General features: G+C 71.7%; 19 protein-coding genes. 10 read left to right on the forward strand and 9 right to left on the reverse strand.

What is annotated here, in order from left to right:
- Positions 1 to 273: 273 nt before the first annotated feature.
- From trhA to ACYUD3_RS14875, 3 genes are all read left to right on the forward strand, one after another.
- Positions 274 to 936, forward strand: a complete 663-nt coding sequence (gene trhA / locus ACYUD3_RS14865; RefSeq protein WP_470969203.1) for a PAQR family membrane homeostasis protein TrhA — start codon at positions 274 to 276, stop codon at positions 934 to 936.
- A gap of 99 nt (positions 937 to 1,035) precedes the next feature.
- Entirely contained in the window at positions 1,036 to 1,668 is a 633-nt protein-coding gene (locus tag ACYUD3_RS14870) for a TetR/AcrR family transcriptional regulator (protein WP_470969205.1), read from the forward strand.
- 66 nt (positions 1,669 to 1,734) lie between these two features.
- A complete protein-coding gene (locus ACYUD3_RS14875; RefSeq protein WP_470969207.1) occupies positions 1,735 to 2,454 on the forward strand; it encodes a Mut7-C RNAse domain-containing protein in 720 nt (239 codons plus the stop codon).
- 21 nt (positions 2,455 to 2,475) lie between these two features.
- Here the strand turns inward: ACYUD3_RS14875 and ACYUD3_RS14880 are convergent, their stop codons facing one another.
- The 5 genes from ACYUD3_RS14880 to ACYUD3_RS14900 form a co-directional block, all read right to left on the reverse strand.
- Positions 2,476 to 4,881: a galactose oxidase-like domain-containing protein gene (locus ACYUD3_RS14880; RefSeq protein WP_470969209.1), complete on the reverse strand. Its 2,406-nt coding sequence runs from the start codon at positions 4,879 to 4,881 to the stop codon at positions 2,476 to 2,478.
- A complete protein-coding gene (locus tag ACYUD3_RS14885) occupies positions 4,878 to 6,050 on the reverse strand; it encodes a glycosyltransferase (RefSeq protein WP_470969211.1) in 1,173 nt (390 codons plus the stop codon). The genes ACYUD3_RS14880 and ACYUD3_RS14885 overlap by 4 nt, the downstream gene beginning before the upstream one ends.
- A complete protein-coding gene (locus ACYUD3_RS14890) occupies positions 6,047 to 7,669 on the reverse strand; it encodes an ArnT family glycosyltransferase (protein ID WP_470969214.1) in 1,623 nt (540 codons plus the stop codon). Before ACYUD3_RS14890 ends, ACYUD3_RS14885 begins: the two co-directional genes overlap by 4 nt.
- Positions 7,666 to 8,997 carry a glycosyltransferase gene (locus ACYUD3_RS14895; protein WP_470969216.1) on the reverse strand — a complete coding sequence of 444 codons (1,332 nt, stop codon included), beginning with the start codon at positions 8,995 to 8,997 and terminating at the stop codon, positions 7,666 to 7,668. The genes ACYUD3_RS14890 and ACYUD3_RS14895 overlap by 4 nt, the downstream gene beginning before the upstream one ends.
- A gap of 215 nt (positions 8,998 to 9,212) precedes the next feature.
- Positions 9,213 to 11,246: a thioredoxin domain-containing protein gene (locus tag ACYUD3_RS14900; RefSeq protein ID WP_470969218.1), complete on the reverse strand. Its 2,034-nt coding sequence runs from the start codon at positions 11,244 to 11,246 to the stop codon at positions 9,213 to 9,215.
- Positions 11,247 to 11,501: 255 nt separating this feature from the next.
- Between ACYUD3_RS14900 and ACYUD3_RS14905 the strand changes: the two genes are divergently transcribed.
- Positions 11,502 to 14,699, forward strand: coding sequence for a tetratricopeptide repeat protein (locus tag ACYUD3_RS14905; protein WP_470969221.1), 3,198 nt, complete (start codon positions 11,502 to 11,504; stop codon positions 14,697 to 14,699).
- 68 nt (positions 14,700 to 14,767) lie between these two features.
- On the opposite strand, the gene ACYUD3_RS14910 is transcribed toward ACYUD3_RS14905, so the two are convergent.
- Complete coding sequence (locus ACYUD3_RS14910) at positions 14,768 to 15,007, reverse strand: hypothetical protein (RefSeq protein WP_470969223.1); 240 nt, start codon at positions 15,005 to 15,007, stop codon at positions 14,768 to 14,770.
- Positions 15,000 to 15,881 (reverse strand): mycothiol conjugate amidase Mca, encoded by an 882-nt coding sequence (gene mca / locus ACYUD3_RS14915; RefSeq protein WP_470969225.1) that lies wholly within the window; start codon positions 15,879 to 15,881, stop codon positions 15,000 to 15,002. The genes ACYUD3_RS14910 and mca overlap by 8 nt, the downstream gene beginning before the upstream one ends.
- 106 nt (positions 15,882 to 15,987) lie before the next feature.
- On the opposite strand from mca, the gene ACYUD3_RS14920 reads away from it, so the two are divergent.
- Together ACYUD3_RS14920 and greA are read left to right on the forward strand one after the other, a co-directional pair.
- Positions 15,988 to 16,386, forward strand: coding sequence for a DUF4307 domain-containing protein (locus tag ACYUD3_RS14920; protein ID WP_470969228.1), 399 nt, complete (start codon positions 15,988 to 15,990; stop codon positions 16,384 to 16,386).
- A 187-nt stretch (positions 16,387 to 16,573) separates the two neighbouring features.
- The gene (gene greA / locus ACYUD3_RS14925) at positions 16,574 to 17,074 is read left to right on the forward strand and encodes a transcription elongation factor GreA (RefSeq protein WP_470969230.1); all 501 of its coding nucleotides are present in this window, start codon (positions 16,574 to 16,576) and stop codon (positions 17,072 to 17,074) included.
- Between the two features lie 98 nt (positions 17,075 to 17,172).
- Here greA and ilvA read toward each other — a convergent pair whose 3' ends face one another.
- Complete coding sequence (gene ilvA / locus ACYUD3_RS14930; protein WP_470969233.1) at positions 17,173 to 18,402, reverse strand: threonine ammonia-lyase; 1,230 nt, start codon at positions 18,400 to 18,402, stop codon at positions 17,173 to 17,175.
- A 161-nt stretch (positions 18,403 to 18,563) separates the two neighbouring features.
- Between ilvA and ACYUD3_RS14935 the strand changes: the two genes are divergently transcribed.
- From ACYUD3_RS14935 to ACYUD3_RS14945, 3 genes are all read left to right on the forward strand, one after another.
- A complete protein-coding gene (locus ACYUD3_RS14935) occupies positions 18,564 to 19,058 on the forward strand; it encodes a MarR family winged helix-turn-helix transcriptional regulator (RefSeq protein ID WP_470969800.1) in 495 nt (164 codons plus the stop codon).
- Between the two features lie 150 nt (positions 19,059 to 19,208).
- Complete coding sequence (locus tag ACYUD3_RS14940) at positions 19,209 to 19,652, forward strand: sigma factor-like helix-turn-helix DNA-binding protein (protein ID WP_470969235.1); 444 nt, start codon at positions 19,209 to 19,211, stop codon at positions 19,650 to 19,652.
- Between the two features lie 56 nt (positions 19,653 to 19,708).
- Positions 19,709 to 19,888, forward strand: coding sequence for a hypothetical protein (locus ACYUD3_RS14945; RefSeq protein WP_470969238.1), 180 nt, complete (start codon positions 19,709 to 19,711; stop codon positions 19,886 to 19,888).
- A 72-nt stretch (positions 19,889 to 19,960) separates the two neighbouring features.
- Here the strand turns inward: ACYUD3_RS14945 and ACYUD3_RS14950 are convergent, their stop codons facing one another.
- Positions 19,961 to 21,115, reverse strand: a complete 1,155-nt coding sequence (locus tag ACYUD3_RS14950) for a cystathionine gamma-synthase (RefSeq protein WP_470969240.1) — start codon at positions 21,113 to 21,115, stop codon at positions 19,961 to 19,963.
- A gap of 210 nt (positions 21,116 to 21,325) precedes the next feature.
- On the opposite strand from ACYUD3_RS14950, the gene ACYUD3_RS14955 reads away from it, so the two are divergent.
- Positions 21,326 to 22,444 carry a hypothetical protein gene (locus tag ACYUD3_RS14955; RefSeq protein ID WP_470969243.1) on the forward strand — a complete coding sequence of 373 codons (1,119 nt, stop codon included), beginning with the start codon at positions 21,326 to 21,328 and terminating at the stop codon, positions 22,442 to 22,444.
- Positions 22,445 to 22,511 lie beyond the last annotated feature (67 nt).

The raw sequence follows: 22,511 nt of genomic DNA on the forward strand, positions 1-22,511 counted from the left end.
TTGATGTTCCGCCCCGTGGGGGCATCGGCCCGGACGCTTCGTAGCCGCTCATCCGGTGCCGACCGCACTCATATGATCATCCGCCGCGTCAGCACATCTGTCCAGAGGGCGTCACACATGAGCAAGGTGAGGCTCGCCACGCGTTCATGTGTTCGCCCTGATCGCCCAACCCCGCCCGCTCGCCCGGGAGCCCGTGAGACGATGGCCACTCTTCATCGGTCCAACCGGCCGTACTGATGCGTAACTTACGGTCCCGTAGGTACGATCACGCACATGACTGCGTCCGCCCATCTGGCCGAGCCCCTCAAGCCGAAGCTGCGCGGCTGGCTGCATCTGGGCATGTTTCCGGCCGTGCTGATCTCCGGTCTCGTCCTCACGGCCCTCGCGGACTCCTCGCGCGGCCGGATCGCCTGCGGGATCTACACCCTGACCGCCTGCCTGCTGTTCGGCGTGAGCGCGCTGTACCACCGGGGCAACTGGAACGCCCGGATGGACGGCATCCTGCGACGGCTGGATCACGCCAATATTTTCCTGATCATCGCGGGTACGTACACGCCCCTGACGATGCTGCTGCTGCCGGGCGCGAAGGGGCAGTGGCTGCTCTGGGGCATCTGGGCGGCGGCGGCGGCCGGCATCGTCTTCCGCGTCTTCTGGGTCGGCGCCCCGCGCTGGCTCTACACCCCCTGCTATCTCGCCATGGGCTGGGCGGCGGTCTTCTTCCTCCCCGACTTCCTCCAGACGGGCGGCATCGCGGTCCTCGTCCTGGTCATCGTCGGCGGACTGCTCTACAGCGCGGGCGGCGTCATCTACGGCATGAAGCGCCCGAACCCCTCCCCGCGCTGGTTCGGCTTCCACGAGGTGTTCCACTCGTTCACGCTGGCCGCGTTCGTCGTCCACTACGTGGGGATCTCGCTGGTGGCGTACCAGCACGGGTGACCCCCGGCAGGCAGTCACCCTTCGAGGCCACGGCATCGACGCCGGCGAGGACTCCCCTGACCTGGCCGTACCGCTCGCCGATGCCCGACAATGACCCTCATGGCACCCCCGCGTCCCGCGCTCCCCTCCGACCCGCCCCGGCTCGGCCTGCGTGAGCGCAAGAAGATCAAGACCCGCACGGCGATCCGCGACGCGACGTACGCGCTGGTCGAGGAGCAGGGGTACGACGCGACGACCGTCGAGCAGATCGCCGAGCGCGCCGAGGTGTCGCCGTCCACGGTGTTCCGGTACTTCCCCGCCAAGGAGGACATCGTCCTCACCGACGAGTTCGACCCGCTCCTGGCGGCGGAGCTGCGGGCGCGGCCGGCGGACGAGCCGTGGGAGGAGTCCCTGCGGCACGTCATGCGGACGGCCGTCCGCGCGGGGCTCGAGGACGAGCGGGCCACCCGGATGCGGGCCCATCTGCTGGTGCAGGTGCCCGCCGTGCGCTCGCGGATGATGGAGAGCATGTCGGTCACCAGCCGTATGCTCGCCGACGCCGTCGCCGCCCGCACCGGCCTCGCCCCGGGCGGCCTGGAGGCCCGGGTCTACTCGATGTCCCTGATCGGCGGGGTCGCGGAGATCCTGCTGTACTGGGCGGAGAACGGCTTCCAGGACGATCTGACGGAGCTGCTGGAGCGGGCGATGGACGTGCTGGCGAACGGGGTTCCGGGGAAGGGCTCGGGTCCTTAGGGGGCTCGTAGCAGGCCTGTCGGAAACCCTGGGGTCCCCGCGCCGCCGCCGTGCCATCCTGGCCCGGTGACGACCGCGATCCGTATCCGCCTCGCCCCGGAACTCTCCCTCTTCGTCCCGCACGCCCGCCGGGACGTCACCAGCCAGCTCGCCGTGGACGGCGTCTCCACGCTCGGCCATGTCGTCGAGTCGCTGGGGGTGCCGCTGACGGAGGTGGGCGCGCTGGTGGTGGACGGCCGGGTGCGGCCGGCCGCGCACATCCCGGCCGACGGCGAGTCCGTGGAGGTACGCCCGCACCCGCGCCCGCAGGAGGTCCCGGGGGCGCCGCTGCGGTTCCTCCTCGACGTCCATCTCGGCACGCTGGCAAGGCGGCTCCGGCTGCTCGGGGTCGACGCGGCCTACGAGTCCACCGACATCGGCGACCCGGCGCTCGCGGCCCGGTCGGCGGCCGAGCGGCGGGTGCTGCTCAGCCGGGACCGGGGGCTGCTGCGGCGGCGCGAGCTGTGGGCGGGCGCCTTCGTGTACAGCACCAGTCCCGACGACCAACTCCGGGACGTCCTCGACCGGTTCCGCCCGGCCCTCGTCCCCTGGAGCCGCTGCACCGCCTGCAACGGGCTGCTGCGCCCGGCCACCAAGGAGGAGGTGGCCGGGCAGCTGCGGGGCGGTACGGAGAAGTCGTACGACGTGTTCGCGCGGTGCGGGGAGTGCGGGCGGGCGTACTGGAAGGGGGCGCATCACCGGCAGTTGGAGGTGATCGTGGAGGGGGCGCTCAGCGAGTTCTCCTGAGCCCCCGCTCTCCCCGGCCGCCTAGAAGTCCCCCTTCCCGCAGGCGATCCCGTCCCGGTTGCGGTCCAACCCCAGTGGATCGTCGCGCCCGTTGACCTTCAGCGTCCCGTAGTCGTTCGTCTTCAGCCACGCGCACCGGGCCTTGGCCGTCCTCCTCACGTCCGGCGGGAAGGCCGTCGGTACGCAGACGTTGGCGGAGCCGTAGTGCCGGTCGCAGCCGGAGAGCGTGGAACTGACCTTCTGTGACGGGCGTTTGGCGCCGGGGCCGGTGACCTTGCCCCTCAACTGGCCGGCGAAGTCGTGCACATGAGGTGCCGCCTCCGTCTTGCTCAGCGCGGCGGGGCCGGTGAGGTGGACCCATTTCGCCACCGAGGGAACGCCGTTGGCGTCGACGGCGAAGAGCATGTACCAGCCGGGCGGGGCGAGGTTGGGGTTGCTGGTGACGTTGAGGTCGACGTTGTTGCCGTCGACGGACAGCGGCAGGTCCACGAACCGCTGGTTGGGGTCGGAGGAGTGGGTGACGGCGGCCGGGCGGATCAACTCGGCCTTGGCGATGGGCCGGTCGACGGTGATGCGCTGGGTGTCGCCGTACTTCCACTCGTTGTCGATGAGCGAAGTGATCGCCGGGCGGGGGCCCTTGAGGAGGTAGGGCGGGGTGTAGACGGACACGTTGTGGTTCCAGGTCCCGTTGCCCGGGTTGTCGCCGGTCGTCAGCACCCGCCCGTCGGGCAGGAGTACGGCCGAGGAGTGGTAGCCGCGGGCCTGGGGGTCGGCGGCGACGGGGTCGAAGGTGTTCGTCGCCGGGTCGTAGATCGACGACTCGTACACGGGGTTGGCGCGGTTGTGCAGGGCGCCGCCGGTCTCCAGGACCTTGCCGTCGGGCAGCAGGACCGCCGAGACGTACATCTTGCCCTGGGCGCCGGTCTGCTGGACGGGCCCGTTGCCGAGGTCGACGGTTCCTTGCGGGAGCGGGGGGCCGGCGACGTACGACGGGTTGGCGGCCTTCAGGTCGATGATGTCGGTGAGGCGGTTCGCCTCGGGGTTGGAGTCGATGTTGCCGCCGCCGAGGGTGAGGACCTTCTGGTCCTGCGCCGGGGGCAGCAGCACGGACGCCGACTGGTCCCGCTCGTCCTTGCGCTGCAAGCCGGGGATCTGCGTGACGGTGTTGGCGTCGTAGTCGTAGACGGCCGCGCCCGTGCCGGGGATGTTGTTGCCGAAGACGTGGCTGCCCGTGTAGAAGAGGCGGCCGTCCTGCATGAGGACCATCGCCGGGTACAGGCCCCAGTACGACCAGGTCTGGTGGACCCGGGACAGCGGCAGCCACTGCTGTTCGGCGTCCGACCAGCGCTCGGCGGTCACCGACCCGGAGGAGTCCTCGCGCAGCCCGCCGAAGGACAGCACGTCGCCGTCGCCGAGGACGGTCGCCGAGGGGTACCAGTGGCCGTCGTTCATGTCGTTGGTCTTGCTGTACGTCTCGGTGGCGGGGTCGAAGACGTACGCGTCCTTGAACCCCTCGTAGCCGTGCGAGCCGTCGGCCGCCGGATACGCCTTGTTGCCGCTCATCACCAGGACGCGGCCGTCCTGGAGCTGGACGTGTCCGGAGCAGAACATGTCCTTGGGGGTGGGGATGACCTTGTAGGTGCCGTTCTCCGGGTCGTACACGGCGGAGGTGAACGTGCCGGCCGCGAACTGCTCCTCGCTGTTGCCGGAGCCCGCGATCATCAGGACCTTGCCGTTGTGCAGGACGACGGAGTGCATGGAGCGCACCGGGTTCTGCGTGGGCAGGACGTCCCAGCGGCCGCCGGCGCACTCGGCGGGGGTGGATGTGCAGGTCGCGGGCGGGACGACGTCCGGGACCTGGTCCATCGTGTAGTCATCGGTCGTCGCCGAGCCCGTGCCGTAGACGGAGACGCCCCAGGTGATGCGGTCGGTGCCGGCCGGGATCTCCGGGGTGCGGACGCTCGCCTGCGTCCAACTCGGGGACAGGTCAAGGGTCTTGAGGTCGGTCCAGTACTGCCAGCCGGCGGTGGCGTCGTGCCGGAAGACGGTGACCGAGGTGTCGGGGGTCGTCGACTTGTACCAGAGGGACAGGTCGTACTGCTTGCCGGCGGTCACGGCGGGGGCGCAGGCGGCGGACTCGGTGATGAGGGCCTTGCGGTCGCCGTCGACGCGGCGGGTCAGCTCGACCTTCATGGCCTTGGCGCCGGAGTGGGCGTCGGAGGTGGTGGTGAACGTGAAGTCGTTGTCGCCCCAGCCGGACTTCTCCCAGCAGTACGGCATACCGTCCGGACCGGCCGTCTCGAAACCGGGGTTGAGGATCAGGTTGGCGGCGGAGGCGGGCTGCGGGGTGGTCAGGAGGAGGCCGGCGGTGAGGCCGGTGACCGACAACAGGGCTGTTCTTCTGCGGTACTTGGACGGGTTCTTCATGCGGCTCCCTTGGCTCGGCCGCGCTTCCCGCGCGGCAGGTACACCAGCGCCTCGGTCCCGGCGAAGCGCAGGAGGAACGTGGTCACGAGGGCGAGCGCGGTCGCGGTGAGCGCGCCCATGCCGAACCGGTGCACGAACAGCGCGATGAGCGGGATGCGCAGGACGAGGTCGGCGTTGGCGAGCAGCGCGAACCGGCCGAGCCGGTCCCACCAGCGGCGGTGCGCGCGCCGGTCGCGGAAGAGGAGGTGTTCGATGAGGACGAAGTTCCAGGCCACGCCCGCCTGGCCCGCGATGACCTCGGCCGGCAGGTAGTGCACCCCGGCGGCGGTCAGTGCCCACAGTCCGGCGAGGTTGGGCAGGAAGCCGCTGAGCCCGATCAGCCCGAAGCCCACCATGCGGGCGGCCGGGGAGGCGCTGCGCAGCCCGGCGAGGTGGCGCAGGAACCTGAGGCCCTCCTTCGCCGTGGACTTGGACTCCCCGGCGTGCCGCTCCTGGAAGACGAACGGCACCTCGGCGACCTTGCGGGGCCGGCTGCGCACCGCGAGTTCCATGAGGATCTTGTAGCCGAGCGGCTTGAGTTCATCGGCGGTGACGGCGCTGCGGCGGATCGCGAAGAAGCCGCTCATGGGGTCGCTGATGCCGTGCAGGCGGCGCGGGAAAAGGGACTTGGCGAGCCAGGTCGCGCCCCTGGACACCAACACCCGGTAGTTCCCGGCGAGTCCGGCGCGGCTGCCGCCCTTGAGGTACCGGGAGGCGACGACGAGCTCGGCCCGCTCCCGCTCCCCCGTGGCGACCAACTCCGGTACCAGGGACGGCGGATGCTGGCAGTCGCCGTCCATGACGACGACCCAGTCCGACCCGGCCGCCCTGATCCCCTCGACGACGGCCCCGCCGAGCCCGCCGGTGGCCTCCTCGCGATGGAGGACGGTCACCGGGAACGGGCAGTCCTTGGCGGCGTCCCGGATGACGTCGGGGGTGTCGTCGGTGGAGTCGTCGACGAAGACGACCTCACAGGGCAGCCGGCCTGGCACCGACTCCCTGATCTGGCCCAGGAGCCGGCGGATGTTCGCGGACTCGTTGAAGGTCGGTACGACGACGGTGACGGCGCCGGGTTCGGGGAGGTGGTCGGCGCTGACGCGGGGGACGGGCGCGATGTACTCGTGGGTCATCGGCCCGCTCCGATCCGCCGGATCTCGATACGGTCGTCGCCGATTCCGTAGACGGCGACGGGAGTTGAGTGGTCCAGGGCCGCCTTGACGGTCGGCAGGTCGCGGGCGTCGCGGCGGACCGTCGGGGAGGCGACCACGTAGTCGAGGTCCCGCCAGCCGCGCGGGAGGGTCTTGGTGACGGCCGGGTCGAGGTCGGCCTTGTAGAACCAGATGGCGCCCAGGCCCGGTTCATAGCCGGCGTGGACGAGGTCGAGCCAGAGCGCGTCGTCGACCAGCACCCGTGTGCGGGCGGGTTCTTGGACCTCGTCGGCGAGCCACTTCGCGGCCGACCGGTAGGGCCCGTTGGCGTCGGCGGTGACGGCCGTGCGGTCCCCGTCGTACCAGCGCGGTACGACGTAGGCGCCCGCCGCGAGGACCAGGACGCCGACGAGCGCGTACCGGCCGCCGGTGATCCAGCGCCGTTCCGCGTGGGAGCGGCGGCGGTTGAGGATCATGTGGACGACCGAGGCGGCGGCTCCGGCGAGGACCAGGGCGAGGAAGGGCAGGGCCTGGATGACGTACATCGCGGGGAGGTAGCCGGTGGGGCGCAGGGCGACGGCGGCGAGGATCGCGACGGCGAGGGAGGGTCCGGCGAGGGCGCGGGCGGTGACGGACCGGCGCCAGGTCAGCAGGAGGATGACGGCGCCCGCGAGGCCGCCGGTGATGAGGACGCGGTCGTAGTAGAGCCAGGACTGCAACACCCCGTGCGCGCCGCTGCCGTTGTCGAGGACGAAGCCCGAACCGGGCCTGGTCATCTGGTACTTGATGCCGTCCCACAGCGAGACGTGTCCGGCGCCGGGCAGCAACTCGCCTTTGAGGAGGGCGAAGAGGGGGTAGGCGGCGCCGATCACGACGCAGGCGGTGACGGCTCCGGTGAGGGCGAACTTGCGGGTGTCACGGTGGCTGTGGCGCCACATCGTGACGAGGACGGCGACGAGGACGAAGAGCATCGTCTCTTTGGTGAGGACCGCGGTCGCGGCGGCCACTCCGGCGGCGAAGTGGTGCCAGAGGTGCCGGCTCGGCGAGGCGGCGAGGGCGAACGCGAGGAGCGTCCACATCACGGCGAGGTTGTCGAGGAAGATCTCGCGCTGGAGGACGACCGCGAGCGGGGAGAGCCCGAAGAGGGCCATGGCGAGGGCGGCGGCCCAGCGGGGCAGGGCGAGGCGGCGGCCGACGACGTAGAGGAGGGTCGCGCTGGCCGCCGTGACCAGCAGCATCACGGCGCGCATCGAGCCGACGGTCATCGACTCGGGGCTCAGCAGCTTGGGGATCCAGGTGAGCAGGGCCAACTGGAGCCAGCCGAGCGGGGGGTGGTCGTACCAGTAGGTGTAGTGGGCGAGGCCCTTGCCCTCCTGGACGGCCCAGGCCTGGGCGAGGTAGGTGCCCTCGTCGTCGCTGAGCGCGGGGTAGGCGGCGATGTTCCAGCCCTGGACGACGAGGATGGCTATGAGGAGGGCGCCGCACAGGAGCAGGTCGGGGCGGCGGGAGGGGAGCTTGCGGCGGGCCGGGCGGGGGGCGGGCGCAGGGGTGGGCTGCGCGGGGACCGTGGGGGTGGTCGCCGCGGGGAGGGTGGAGGTCACGCGGGGAGGTCCTCTCGGGCGGCCGAGGGTGAGGGCGCTGGGATCGCGGAGGGCGCTCGGTCCGCGGCGGGCGCCCGGTCCGCGGCGGGCGCCGCGGAGAGGTGCGCTCCGGTGTGTTCGGTCAACTCCCATTCGTTGCGCCCGCGTTGCTCGCGCCAGACCGCGCGCAGGGCCGCTCCGGCGAGGAGGATCTGGTAGAAGGGGCCGCCCACGACGAGCTTGAGGTAGTGGGTGAGGCGGACGCGCAGCCCGTACTGCTTGCCGAAGTCGTGCAGTCCGACGAGTTCGAAGACGAAGGTCACGAGCGCGGTGACGGCCGGCAGGAAGGTGATGAAGGCGATGCCGACGGGCACGTCGAGCAGCAGCGCGACGGCCGCGTTGAGCGGGATGACGACGCCGGAGAAGGCTTGCAGGAACGGCGTCATGAGGGTGTAGCGGGCGAGCAGCCGCTGGCCGAATCCGGGGAGTTGCTTCCAGTCCTTCTTCCGGTAGACCTGAAGGAACCCCTGGTTCCACCGGGTTCGCTGTTTGAGCAGGGACATCAGCGAGCCCGGGGTCTCCTCGCGGGTGACCATGTCGGAGTCGTAGGCGACGACGACCTTCTTGCCGACGGAGGACAGCCGCACCCCCAAGTCGCAGTCCTCGGCGAGGCAGTCGGGGTCCCAGCCGCCCGCTTCGCGCAGGACGCCGGTGCGGACGAAGACGGTGTTGCCGCCGAGCGGGATGAACCCCTTCTGGGCGTGCAGGTGGAGCCGGGAGCGGAACCAGAAGAAGTACTCCAGGCAGTTGCGCAGGCTGTACCAGCTGGAGTGGAAGTTGATGAGCTGGACGCCGCCTTGGACAACATCAGCGCCGGTCTCGCGGAAGGCGTGGTCGACGTGGGCGAGGAGTTCGGGGTGGACCTGGTCCTCGGCGTCGAAGACCCCGACGACGTCGCCGCGGCAGTGCGGCAGCGCCGTGTTCATGGCCTTGGGCTTGTTCTTGGTGGCGTGGGTGTCAACGACGACCCGGACGCGCGGGTCGCGGGCGGCGGCGCGTTCGGCGACGGCGGTGGTGCCGGGGTCGTCATGGCCGACGATGACGATGATCTCGAAGTCGGTGTGGCTGGACTCCAGGAGCCGGCGGATGGTGTGGTCGAGGACGGCCTGTTCGTGCCGGGCGGGCAACAGCAGGGAGAACGAGGTGTGCTGGCCCCCGTCCGGGCGGCCGAAGCGGGTGGAGGCGAGCACTTCGGGTGTTCGCCACGCGTGCATCTGCCACCACAAGGTGAACGCGGCCATCCAGAACAGAGCCAGCGAGACGGCGGCGAGGAAGACGGACGTCAGCAAGGAAAGATCCCCCCAGATCTCATGAACCCCCGGGCGCGACGCAGGTCACCTGTGTCGCGTCACCCGATAGAGGCTAAGAGGAATCTGTGAACTGCGGTAGATCTTCCGATAAATGACGTGTTTCAGTTCTGGCCCGCCCCGAACTGGACCTATCTGAAAAGGAGTTGTTTTATTTGGCCGAAAACTTTCCTGGAACGATCAGTTCCCCTTGTGTTTCAGCTGCTCAGCGCGGCCTTGAGCCGCTCGGGGTCGGTCGTCGGCGCATCGCAGGTGAAGTTGCGGCAGACGTACGCCGTGGGTTCATCTCCTGAAAGCGGTCGCTGTGCGAGAAGCGGAAACTCGTCACTGTCCGTCACACCGTAGGCCACGACCGCGCCGGGTGCCGTCCCCAGCAGCGCCGTACGGTGCAGCGCCCGCGCCGCCGGATCGTCGAACTCAGCGCCCACCACGGCGACTTCACGCGGACCGTCCAGCAGCGCCTCCGCGACCGCGAGCCCCCACCCGACGAACCGCGGCACCCGCGGCCCCAGCGCCTTCACCACCCCCAGCGCCCGCTCGGCCGCCGTGCGGTGCGGTTCGGCGCCGGTGTGCGCGGCGTACGACAGCAGCGCGCCCGCCGCGGCCGTCCACCCCGACGGCGCCGCGTTGTCGGTCGGGTCCTGCGGCCGGCGGATCAGCCGCTCGGCGTCCGCCGCGGTGTCGTACAGCGCGCCCGACTCCGGGTCGGTGAAGCGGGCCAGCACATGGTCGAGGAGCAGCCCCGCGAACTCCAGCCACACGCCTTCGCCGGTCACCGCGGCGAGCGCGAGGAAGCCCTCGGCGACGTCGCCGTAGTCCTCCAGCACGCCCGCGTTGGCGCCGGCCCGGCCGTCCTTGCTGGTGCGGGCGAGGCGCGCGTGGTCGTCGAGGTGGACGCGGACCAGGAGGTCGGCAGCGACGACGGCGGCCTCGGTCAGGTCGGGGCGCTCGAAGTAGGCGCCGGTCTCGGCGAGCGCGGCGATGGCGAGGCCGTTCCAGGCGGCGACGACCTTGTCGTCCCGGCCGGGGGCGGGCCGCTCGGCGCGGGCGGCGAGCAGCCGGTGCCTGATGTCGCTGACCTTCTCGGCGTCGAACACGCCCTCGGTCTGCGGGAGTTGGAGGACGGAGGAGCCGTGCTCGAAGGTGCCCTCCTCGGTGACGCCGAAGTAGTGGGCGGCGAGGCGGGCGTCGTCGGGGCCGAGGACGTCGGCGAGCTGCCCGGGCGTCCAGACGTAGTAGGCGCCCTCGACGTGCTTCCCGCTGCCGTCGTCGCTGTCGGCGTCGAGCGCGGAGGCGAACCCGCCTTCAGGGGTGCGCAGTTCGCGGACCAGGAAGTCGGCGGTCTCCAGGGCGACGCGGCGGGCGAGGCCGGAGCCGGTGGAGCGCCAGAGGTGCGCGTAGGCGCGGCACAGCAGGGCGTTGTCGTACAGCATCTTCTCGAAGTGGGGGACGGTCCACTCCCGGTCGACGGAGTAGCGCGCGAACCCGCCGCCGAGCTGGTCGTAGATGCCTCCGCGCGCCATCCGCTCGCAGGTGTCCTGGGCCATCTGCAACGCGCCCTCGGAGCCGGTGCGGGCGTGGTGGCGCAGCAGGAACTCGATGACCATGGACGGCGGGAACTTGGGCGCGCCGCCGAATCCGCCGCGCGCGGGGTCGTACTCCCGGGTCAGCCCGAGCAGCGCGGCGGCCAGCTCCTCCTCGCCGGGCGGCTGGGCGTCCCCGTAAGAGATCTGCCGCTCGGCGAGATCTCCGACGATCTTCGCGGCGACCTCGGCGACCTCGTCCCGCCGCCCCTCCCACGCCTGCCGCACGCCTTCGAGGACCTGCTGGAAGGAGGGGGAGCCGTGCCGGGGCGCGGGCGGAAAATACGTCCCGAAGTAGAACGGCTCGGCATCAGGCGTGAGAAAAACGGTCATCGGCCACCCACCCTGCCCGGTGGCCGCCTGCACGGCCTCCATGTACACGGCATCAATATCGGGCCGCTCCTCGCGGTCCACTTTGACGCTGACGAAGTGGGAGTTGAGGTAGGCGGCGGTGGCGGGGTCCTCGAAGGATTCGTGGGCCATGACGTGGCACCAGTGACAGCTGGAGTACCCCACGCTGAGCAGCACCGGCCGGTCCGTCCGGCGGGCCTCCTCGAACGCCTCGGCCGACCACGGCCACCAGTCCACCGGGTTGTCCGCGTGCTGGAGGAGGTAGGGGGACGTCTCATGGGCCAGTCGGTTCGGCATGGGGTCCATCCTGCCGTAGCCGGGCCGGGACACCCCCGTGACCCGGCGCGGGAAGCGGTTACATGACTGTGCATCTCGGCGGGCGCTGGAAGCTCCCCCACGGGGTATCTGCTGTAAGCGGTCACGCGACGGCGGCACGGATTCGGCAATGTGGGTGGGGCGGACTCTTCCGGAACGCACCCCTCCCGTTCCCCCGTCCCGCCCCGCACACTTGCCTGACCGACAGACAGCTGCCACGGCCGGAGGGGGACGGACATGCGGGACGAGCACCGGGTGGAAGCGGACCGGCTGTTGATACGGGCCGTCGAGGAGGAGGTGCGGCGCACGGGGGGCCGTACGGACGGGAAGGTGCTGCTGGGGCGGGCGCGCGGGGCGCTGGACGCCATGGCGCGCACCGCGGACGCCGAATACGCCGCGTACGAGCGGGCGTTGGCGGAGGTCGAGGCGGCGACGATCAGCTTCGGACGCCGGTACGCGCGCGAGGGCGGCCGTACGCCGCTGCTGGTGGCCGGGGTCGCGGCGGTGACGACGGCGGTCGCGGACCTGGCCCTCGGGACCGGCACCGGCACCGCGCTCGGCGCCGGCGTCGCCGTGGGCGTCGTCGGGGCCGCCGCGACGGTCGTGAAGGTCGCCGGCACCCACCTCCCCGCCGCGCACCGCCGGGCCGGAGCCGCCGGACAGCCGGGCGGGGCCGAGCAGTTGCGGCTCCAGTGGCTGACGGCGCTCGAAGTCCGCGGTATCCGGCCCTTCCTGGACCAGCAGCGGGTGATGACCGCGTCGACGGGACCGAAGGCGGCGGGCCCGCAGCTGCGCGGCGCCGACAAGAGCGCGGCGGCGCGCGGCCGGACGCTGCTGGAGCAGTCGTACGCCCAACTCCCCTCGCCGGAAGGGGTGTTCGCGGGGCGGCGGCAGGAGATGGTGCGGATCAGGCAGTGGGTGCAGGCGGGGCGGGCCAGCACCCGGACCCGGCCGACCGTGGTGGTGCTGCGCGGCGAGCCGGGCAGCGGGCGCTCCACGCTCGCGGTGCGCGCGGCGCACGATCTGCGCGATCAGTTCCGGGGCGCGTGCGTCGTCGACCTGCGCGGCGCGAGCACGGAGGAGCCGCCGCTGTCGACGCGGGAGGCACTGCTGCACCTGCTGAACCGGCTGGGCGCGCCGCGCGAGCAACTCCTGTTCAGGGAACGGTCGTCGGCGGACCAGCAGGTGAAGCGGCTGAGCGAGCTGTACTACCAGCACCTGACGGGCGTGCCGGTGACGATCGTCCTCGACGACGCCCGCGACCCCGAGCAGGTCCGCGCCCTGGTCCCGGAGCGCTCCGACAGCCTCATCCTGGTCACGACCCGCGAACCGCTCACCCTCCCCGCCGAACTCAACGCGGACGTCCACGAGTTGACCGTCCAGCCGCTGGAGTCGGCCGGCGCGGAGGAGCTGCTCCAGACGGTCGCGCAGGACGAGACGGGCCCGTACGACGCGGAGGCCACCGACCGCATCCTGGAGCTGTGCGGCCGGCTGCCGCTCGCGCTGCGGGTCGCCGGTTCGGCGCTCGGCCCGCGCCCGCCGCGTCAACTCGCCGCGGATCTGGGGGCGTACGGCCCGGTGCACCCCGTCGAGCGGGCGCTGTGGCTGCGCTACACCGATCAGCCCGAGGCGGGCCGGCGGCTGCTGCGCAGGCTCGCGCTGGCGGGCCGCGCGTCCCTCGGCACGGCCGCAGCCTCCGCGCTGCTGGGGGCCGAACGGGCGGAAGCGGCACGGGTGTTGGGCGAGCTGGCGCGGGCCGGTCTGGTGGACCGGGTGCGCGGGGACCGCTACCGGCTGCACGACCTGGTGCGCGCCTTCGCACACGCCCGTCTCCTCGACGAGGAGGAGCCGGCCGAACGCACGGCCGCGCAGCAGCGGCTGATCGTCAGCTACGCCGAACTCGCCGACTCCGTCCTGCGGTTGGTCGACGGCAACATGTCGACCCGCTCCGACCGCTTCACCCCGCACGGCTTCACCTCGCTGGACGAGGCGCTGCGCTGGCTGGACGACGAGTCGAGCTTCATCACGGCGGCGCTGCGGCACGCGGAGGGCGTCGACCAGGGGGCCGTACTGAGTCTGCTGGGTGCGCTGTGCGACTACTGCCTGCTGCGCGGCGACCTCTACCGGCTGGGCGAGATCAGCGAGTTGGCGCAGTCGGTCGACCAGGGGCTGCTGGTGCGCTCGGTGCAGTGGCGCACCGGTATCGCGGCCCGCCAGCTCGGCGAGCTGGACAAGGCGCGCACGACGCTGAGTTCGGTCGTCGACCTGTACTTCCAGGCCCACCACGACGCGGGCGCCGCGCGGGCGCTGTGCTCGCTCGGCATCACCTTCCACCACCAGGGCAACCTGACCGAGGCCGCGGTGAAGCTCCACGAGGCCCTGGACCTGCAACAGGCACCGGAGTTGGCCACCGACCGGGCGTGGACGATGCACGCGCTGGCGGCCGTCGAGCGCGACCGGGGCCGCCTGTCGGAGGCGCTGGACCTCCTCACCCGCTCGCTGGTCCTGCACCGCGAGGGCGGCTCGGTGCACGGCGAGGCGTGGGCGCACTACCAGCTGGGCCAGCTGAACCTGCGGCGCGGCGAAGTCGGGCCCGCCGTCACCGAGTTGAGGCGGGCGATGGACCTGTACGGCCGTACCCGCGACGAGCGCGGCGCGGCCTGGGCGCTGACCCAGCTGGCCCGCGCCCGGCTCTTCTCCGGCGAGTCGGCGGCGGCGGTCGACGAGCTGCGCGCCGCCGCCGCCCGGCACCGGGACAACGAGGACGCGCGCGGCGAGGCCTGGACCGTCTACTACCTGGGCCTGGCCCTGGAGGAGTCGGGCTCCCTGGACCGCGCCGTACGCGAACTGGAGCGCTCACGCACGATGTTCTCGCGGATGCGTGACGTGTACGGGCTGGCCTGCGCCCGGCACCACTCGGCGCGCGTCACCCGCGACCAGCGCGCCGCGCAGACCGGTTCGCTGCGCAACTCCGGCTTCGCCCGCCAGCTGCTGGTCGACGCGCGCGCCGACTTCCAGCGCATCGGGGTCGCGCACGGCGAGGCGTGGACGTGCCTGGAACTGGCCATCGTGGACGCCGGCAACGCGCGTACCGCGCAGGCGCTCGCCCTGTGCGACGAGGCGGCGGCCCTGTTCGCCTCGTACGGCGACCGGCGCGGCGGGGACTGGGCGCGGTTCCTGCGCTGCACCCTGCTGCCGTACGCCTCGCCCGGCGGGGTCGACGTCGGCACGGCCGTCGCGCAGGAGGAGCTGGCCCAGCTGGACCGTGACGTACATCCCTTGCGCGACGGGAAGCTGGAGGAGTTCATCGGGGCCTACGGGCTGATCCTCGAACGGGGGGTGAGCCTGGAGGCGGGCTGGCCGGGGTGGCGGCTGCGGATGGTGCCGGGGCGGCATGCGCGGGAGGTCATGGGGGTGGCCGTGGCGGTGGGGTGAACCCCGCGCCCCGGGTACGCGTAGGGGGCCGACCGGTCGTACCCGGTCAGCCCCTGCCCTCCTGTCGCTCAGCCCTTGCCCGGCTTCGCCCCCGTCGTGCTGTCCTCCGGTGCGGCGGAGGCGTCAGCGGGTTCCTTGAAGTCGACCTTGTTCATGTGCTTGCTCATGGACCGCATCAGCCCCCACACCGCCAGTGCCATCACAGCGAAGACGATGAATCCGAGAACTCCGGGGGTGACCTTGTTCTCGTCGACCTCGGCGGCGAGGTGCGTCATTGCCAGGCTCACGCTTGCGCTCATGTCAGGCATTGTCGCGGATGCCCGCAAAGAGGTCGTCCTCGGGGATGGAGGTAGCGACGAGCGACTTCGCCAGCTCGTACTCCTCGGTCGGCCAGACCTCCCGCTGGAGCTCCATCGGGATGCGGAACCAGCCGCCGTCGGGGTCGATCTGGGTGGCGTGCGCGATGAGCGCCTTGTCGCGGATCTCGAAGAAGTCGGCGCACGGGACGTGCGTGGTCAGGACCCGCTCGACGCGCTCGATCTCGTCCCACCGCTTGAGCCAGTCCTCGTACGGGGACTCCATGCCGCGCGAGATCATCGCCTCGTGCAGCGCGACCGTACGCGCCTTGTTGAAGCCCTGGTTGTAGTAGAGCTTCTGCGGCTGGAAGGCCGGGCCGTACTCGGACTCGGGGTACTTCTCCGTGTCCGCCGCGTGCTCGAAGGCGATCATCGAGATCTTGTGGGTCATGATGTGGTCGGGATGGGGGTAGCCGCCGTTCTCGTCGTAGGTGGTGATCACCTGTGGACGGAACGAACGGATCTTGCGTACGAGTTCCCCGGCCGCCTTCTCCTCGTCCTCCAGGGCGAAGCAGCCCTCGGGGAGCGGGGGCAGCGGGTCGCCCTCGGGAAGCCCCGAGTCGACGAAGCCGAGCCACTCCTGCCCGACCCCGAGGATCTCGCGGGCCTCGTCCATCTCCTTCTTGCGCACCTCGTGGATGTGCTCCTCGATGTACGTGTCGCCCTGGAGCTTCGGGTTGAGGATGGAGCCGCGCTCCCCGCCCGTGCAGGTCACGACCAGCACGTCCACCCCCTCGGAGACATACTTCGCCATGGTGGCCGCGCCCTTGCTCGACTCGTCGTCGGGGTGGGCGTGGACGGCCATCAGTCGCAGCTGGTCAGTCAAGACTCATCCTCAGTCACTACGGCACCCCGGTGTCCCCGGGTGCGATCGGCGCCTTCTATAGTGACCGAACCGGGGGGTGATTTGTTCCGTGGTCCGGAGGGCGGTCATGAGTACGGCGAGTGCGCAGGTGCCCGAGGGCCGCTACGGCCGCAGCTCCGACGCCCGGGCCGATCACCGGCTGAAGATCATGGCCGTCGTCTGCGGGGCTCTTCTCCTGGCGCTGGTCGGCTGGCTCGGCTGGTACTACGTCGGCCAGAACAAGATCTCCGGCGAGCTGATCGCCTTCCAGACGGCCCCCGACTCGGTGCAGGTGCACCTGGAGGTCCGCAAGGACTCCGGCGTCAGCGGCTACTGCACGGTCCGCTCGCAGGCCGAGGACGGCTCCGAGGTCGGCCGCGCGGACTTCCACTTCTCCGGTGCGCAGACGCGCATCGACAAGGTGGTGACTTTGCGTACGACGTCCCGGGGCACGAGCGCCGAGCTGCTGGGCTGCCACCCCAGCTGAGGCCCGCCCGCCTGTTCGGGACGTCACTCGCAGGTAGGCGCTCTGACCTGCGTTGACGGTTTCCTGGTGACTTATGTCCTCCCCCTTCTGCCGTCGAATTGTTAGGCTCGTGGTTTCGCCCATCCCTGAAGGAACATGCTTCTGGGAGGGCGATGCTTTGTATTCCCAGTACCGACGAGGAGCACCTGTGACCCAGACCAGTGAGAGCGTCACCTGGCTGACCCAGGAGGCGTACGACCAGCTCAAGGCTGAGCTGGAGTACCTGTCTGGTCCCGCGCGCACGGAGATCGCCGCCAAGATCGCGGCCGCGCGCGAGGAGGGGGACCTGCGCGAGAACGGCGGGTACCACGCCGCCAAGGAGGAGCAGGGCAAGCAGGAGCTCCGCGTGCGCCAGCTGACCCAGCTCCTGGAGAACGCCAAGGTCGGTGAGACGCCGCAGTCCTCGGACGGCACGGTGGCGCCCGGCATGGTCGTGACGATCGCCTTCGACGGCGACGAGGACGACACCCTGGAGTTCCTGCTCGCCTCGCGCGAGTACGCCAGCTCCGACATCGAGACCTACTCGCCGCAGTCCCCGCTCGGCTCGGGTGTGATCGGCAAGAAGGTCGGCGAGGACGCGCAGTACGAACTGCCGAACGGCAAGAAGGCGTCGGTGCGGATTCTCGCGGCCACGCCTTACAACGGCTGAACCCTTTTTCCGGTCCCCGGTGCCCTCTTCGGCGGCGCCGGGGACTTCGCCATGTGCGGGTCGTCTCAGCTTCAGCCTCAGGTCTCAGGTCTCAGGTCTCAGGCGATGACCGTGTACCCCGCGTCCCGCAGCGCCCGCCCCACCTCGGCGCAGTGCGCAGGCCCCTTCGTCTCCAGGTGCAGCTCGACCTCCGCCTCGGACAGCCCGAGCCGCGGGTCGGTGCGGACATGGCTGACGTCGAGGACGTTGGCGTCGGCCGCCGACAGCACCCCCAGCAGCGTCGCGAGCGCCCCGGGCCGGTCGGTCAGCCGCAGCCGTACGGCGAGGTAGCGGCCCTGCGCCGACATGCCGTGCCGCAGGACGCGCTGCATCAGCAGCGGGTCGACGTTGCCGCCCGACAGCACCGCGACGACCGGTCCCCGGAAGGCGCCGGGGTCGCTCAGCAGCGCGGCGACCGGGCTCGCCCCGGCCGGCTCGACGACCAGCTTGGCCCGCTCCAGGCACAGCAGCAGCGCCGTGGACAGCTCGTCCTCGGAGACCGTGCGCACCTCGTCGACGAGGTCGCGGATGATGCCGAAGGGCACGTCCCCGGGCCGGCCGACCTTGATGCCGTCGGCCATGGTCAGCGGCGCGCGCACGGACACCGGGTGCCCGGCCGCCAGCGACGGCGGGTACGCGGCGGCGCCGGCCGCCTGGACGCCGACGATCCGCACGTCCGGGCGCAGCGCCTTGACGGCGACGGCGATCCCGGCCGCGAGGCCCCCGCCGCCGATGCCGACGACGATGGTGCGCACCTCGGGGCACTGCTCCAGGATCTCCAGGCCGACCGTGCCCTGGCCCGCGATGACGTCGGGGTGGTCGAAGGGGTGGATGAACACCGCGCCCGTGCGGGCGGCGTACTCCTCGGCGGCGGCCAGCGTCTCGTCGACGACCTGCCCGTGCAGCCGCACCTCGGCGCCGTACTCCCGGGTCGCGCTGATCTTCGGCAGCGGGGCGCCCTGGGGCATGAACACCGTCGCGCGCACCCCGAGGAGGGCCGAGGCGAGGGCGACGCCCTGCGCGTGGTTGCCCGCGCTCGCGGCGACGACGCCCGCGGCGCGCTCCTCGGGCAGCAGACCGGCGATGCGGACGTAGGCGCCGCGGAGTTTGAAGGAGCCGGTGCGCTGGAGGTTCTCGCACTTGAGGTGGACCGGGGCGCCGACGAGCTGGGTCAGATGCCGGCTGCCCTCCATGGCCGTCGTGCGGGCCACGCCCGAGAGCATCTTCTGGGCGCCCCGGACGTCGTCCAGGGTGACGGGCCGCAAGGAGTGGGCCGTGCTGTAGCTCATGTCTCCAGCATCGCAGTTCACAGGCGGGAACAGCGGGTGTGACCGAGGCGCGGGACGGGTTTGCGCAGCGCCGGTACGACCGGCCGCCGGGCCGCGTAACCTGTCCCCCAACCCAGCAGCCTTCATGAAGTGAGCCTCCGGCCATGCCCACTACACCTGAAATGTCGATGGACATGACGACCGTCGGGGACACCGGTCTCCTCGACGCACTCCAGCACGAGGTGGCGCTGTTCGCCCGCCGCGCGGAGCAGACCCGGCTCGGGGGCGTGGGCCAGGTCCGCAACTCCATGGACCGCGCCGCGTATCTGCTGCTCAACCGCCTCGACAAAGAGGGCCCGATGGGCGTCAAGGCGCTCGCGGCGAGCATGGGCATCGACTCCTCGACGGTCACCCGTCAGGTGGCGCCGCTGGTCGACACCGGTCTGGTGAAGCGCACCTCCCACCCCGAGGACGGCCGCGCGGTCGTCCTCCAGCTGTCGCCCCGGGGGCACTCCCGGCTGGAGGAAGTCCGCTCCTCCCGGCGGCAGTTGATGGCGGAGCTGACGGAGGAGTGGACGCCTGAGGACCGGGACGCGTTCTGTTCGCTGCTGACGCGGTTCAATACGGCGCTGTCGGAGCGGATGGCGCAGGGGGCGGAGGGGAACGGGGGGTCTTGAGGGGGCTACGGGTCCCTGAGGGGGCTACGGGTCCCTGAGGGGGCCGTGGGTTCCTGGAGGCCGGTTTCTTGAGGGGGCCGGCGGCTCACCGGCCGGAGGCTGTCGTCCGCGGCGGCGGCAGGACGGAGGCGGCCCGGGGGAGGTGGGCGCGTGCGGGACGGTCGTACCGGCCAAGACGCCCGGCGGCGGCGGGAGTTCGAGGCGTTCGCGGCGGGGGCGGGCGGGCGGCTGCTGCGGACGGCGACCCTGCTGACCGCCGAGGACGCGGCGGCGAACCCGCGCGCGCGGCGGCTGCTGACGCTGGCCCTGGCGCATACGTACGGCTGCTGGGACCGGCTGCGGGGCGAGGACCCCTACGCCTGTGCGCGCCGGTATCTGGCCATCCGGTTTGCGCACACGGCCTGGCGGCACCGGACGGCGTCCCCCGGCGCCCCACTGGCCGCGCTGAGCCCCCAGGAACGCCTCGTCCTGGTGCTGCGCCACCACGAGGGCATCGCGGAGGAGCAGATCGCCGCTCTCCTGGGCTGCTCGACCGACCGCGCGCGGGCGTTGTGCCACCGCGCGGGAACCCGTCTCCTGGAGGCGGCCCGGTGAGGCTCTCCGACCGGGAAGCCCTGGTGCGCCGGTTACTGGAAGGGACCCTGCCTGTTGTGCCCCGGGAGGTGGTCGACGAGGCGGTGCGGCTGGGCGAGCGCAAGGTGCGGTGGCGGCGGCGGGCGGGCCTGGTGGGGTGGTGGGCGTTCACCCTGGGGCTCGTCGCGCTGATCGTGTGGGCGCTGGTGGCGCACCCATGGGTGGAGCCGCCGTCGGAGACGACTCCACCTTGGTGAACGGCCTTAAGGGGGACGCCCTTTGTCGGACGCCCTCTGTCGGACGCCCCTTAAGGCTTCACGCAGCTCTTGCTAGCCGAGCGCCTGCTGAAGGTCCTCCAGCAGGTCCTCGACGTTCTCGATGCCGACGGACAGCCGGACCAGGTCGCCCGGGACCTCCAGGGCGGACCCGGCGACGGACGCGTGCGTCATGCGCCCGGGGTGCTCGATCAGCGACTCGACGCCGCCCAGGGACTCGCCCAGCGTGAAGACCTTCGCGCGGTCGCACACCTCGACGGCCGCCTCCTCGCCGCCCTCGACCTGGAAGGACACCATGCCGCCGAAGGACCGCATCTGCTTGGCGGCGACCTCGTGCCCGGGGTGCTCGGGCAGCCCCGGGTAGAGGACCTTCGTCACGCGCGCGTGGCGGGTCAGCATGTCGGCGACCTTGGTGGCGTTCTCGCTGTGCCGGTCCATGCGCACGGACAGCGTCTTGGCGCCGCGCAGCACCAGCCAGGAGTCGAAGGGCCCGGCGATCGCACCCATGGCGTTCTGGTGGTACGCCAGCTCCTCGCCCAGCGCCTCGTCGGCGACGACCAAGGCGCCGCCGACGACGTCCGAGTGCCCGCCCATGTACTTGGTCAGGGAGTGCACGACGACGTCGGCGCCCAGCGCGAGGGGCTGCTGGAGGTAGGGCGTGGCGAAGGTGTTGTCGACGACGAGCTTGGCGCCCGCGTCGTGCGCGATCTGCGCGACGGCGGCGATGTCGGTGATGCCGAGCAGCGGGTTGGAGGGGGTCTCCACCCACACGGCCTTGGTGTTCGGGTTGATCGCGGCGCGGACGGCGGCGGGGTCGCTGGTGTCGGCCACCGACCACTGCACGCCCCAGCGGGCGACGACCTTCGCGAACAGGCGGAACGTGCCGCCGTAGGCGTCGTTGGGGATGACCACGTGGTCGCCGGGGGTGAGCAGGGTGCGCAGCAGGCAGTCCTCGGCCGCCAGCCCGGACGCGAACGCGAGTCCCCGCCGGCCGCCTTCGAGGGCCGCGAGGTTCTCCTCCAGGGCGGTGCGGGTGGGGTTGGCGCTGCGGCTGTACTCGTAGCCGCCGCGCAGCCCGCCGACTCCGTCCTGCTTGTAGGTCGAGACCTGGTAGATCGGCGGTACGACCGCCCCGGTGAGGGGGTCCGCCGTGTTGCCCGCGTGGATGGCGAGCGTCTCGAAGTGCTGACTGATGTGCCTGTCGCTCATGGGCTCCGAGCGTAGTCGGCGCGTGGGGGTGCTGCCGTACGCGGCGGGGGGCGCCGGAGGCGGCGGGCGGTACGCGGACGTACGGCGGGGGCGGCGGGGTACGCCCGGGGGGCCTCTTCCGCTCCCCCGGTTGTCCACAAATGCGGAGTTATCCACAGGCAGGGGGGCGGGGTTGGCCAATTGTCGGCGGTGTCTGGTTCGCTTGGAGGCATGGAGATTCTCTGGGCCCTGATCGCGGCAGTGATGCTGAGCTTCGTGATGCTGCCCTGGCTGCGGCGCAGGCGGGGCGGGATCGAGCAGGTCCCGCCGGGGCATCCGGACGCGGCGGACCCGGCGGAGTACGGCTTCGTGCGCGAGGAGCAGCTGGACATCCGGATGCCGGGCCCGGACCAGGATCTGCTGGACGTGCTGGACGTCGTGCAGCGCTCGCAGGACTACCGCGCGGCCCAGCAGCTCCTCGCCGGCACCGACAAGGACGGCGAGTCCCGCTGGCAGCGCGTGCAGGCGTTCGCGGGCGCGGCGGCGCTGGAGCTCCAGCAGCGGCCCGGCGGGGTCAGCGAGACGCCGGGCGGGCAGTGGCTGCGGGTGTGGCGCTCGGAGCAGCCCAAGGACGCGGGCGGGGCGGCGGTGCACGCGGAGTTCCTGGTGCAGCAGGCGTGGCGGACATCGACGCCGGGGACGGACGACTTCCGGATCATCATGGAGGAGGCCAAGGACGCGTGCGGGCAGGCGGCGCTGCTGGCCCCCGGTGACCCGGTCCCGTACATCATCGAGCTGACCATCGCGCGCGGGATGGCGTATCCGCGCGAGGAGTTCGAGCAGGTCTGGCTGAAGATCCTGGACCGGGCGCCGAACCATATGGGCGCGCATCTGGCGGCGCTGCACTACTGGTGCGAGAAGTGGCACGGTTCGCGCGAGATCGCCCACTCCTTCGCCGAGGCCGCCGCGGCGCGTGCCCCGCAGGGTTCGCTGCTTTCGGCAATGCCCCTGTTCGCCGTCTTCGAGCACCTGCCGGAGATCAACCTGGTGCGCGGCTTCTACCAGAGCGAGGTCGTCACCAAGGCGGTGCACGGCGCGCTGCACGCGGTCCACTCCGCCCGCCCCGGCGACCCCATGCTGGCCCACGTCCGCCACCTCCTGGTCTTCTTCCTGGTCCGCTCCGAACGCTGGGGCGAGGCGATGACCCAGCTCGTCCACGTGGACGGCCACGTAGGAGCCCTCCCCTGGACCCTCTCCCCGGACCCGGCAGCGGAGTTCGCGGTGTACCGGGCGCTGGCGGTGGCGGGTTACGAGGCGAACGGGGGGAGCCCGGCGACCCTGCGCGGCTGACGCCCGGCGCTGTCGGGGCGGGAATCTCCGGGGTGTCCTGAACGTTGTGGGGGTACCGGGACCCCCG

Source organism: Streptomyces sp. AMJ-169 (assembly GCF_055597585.1).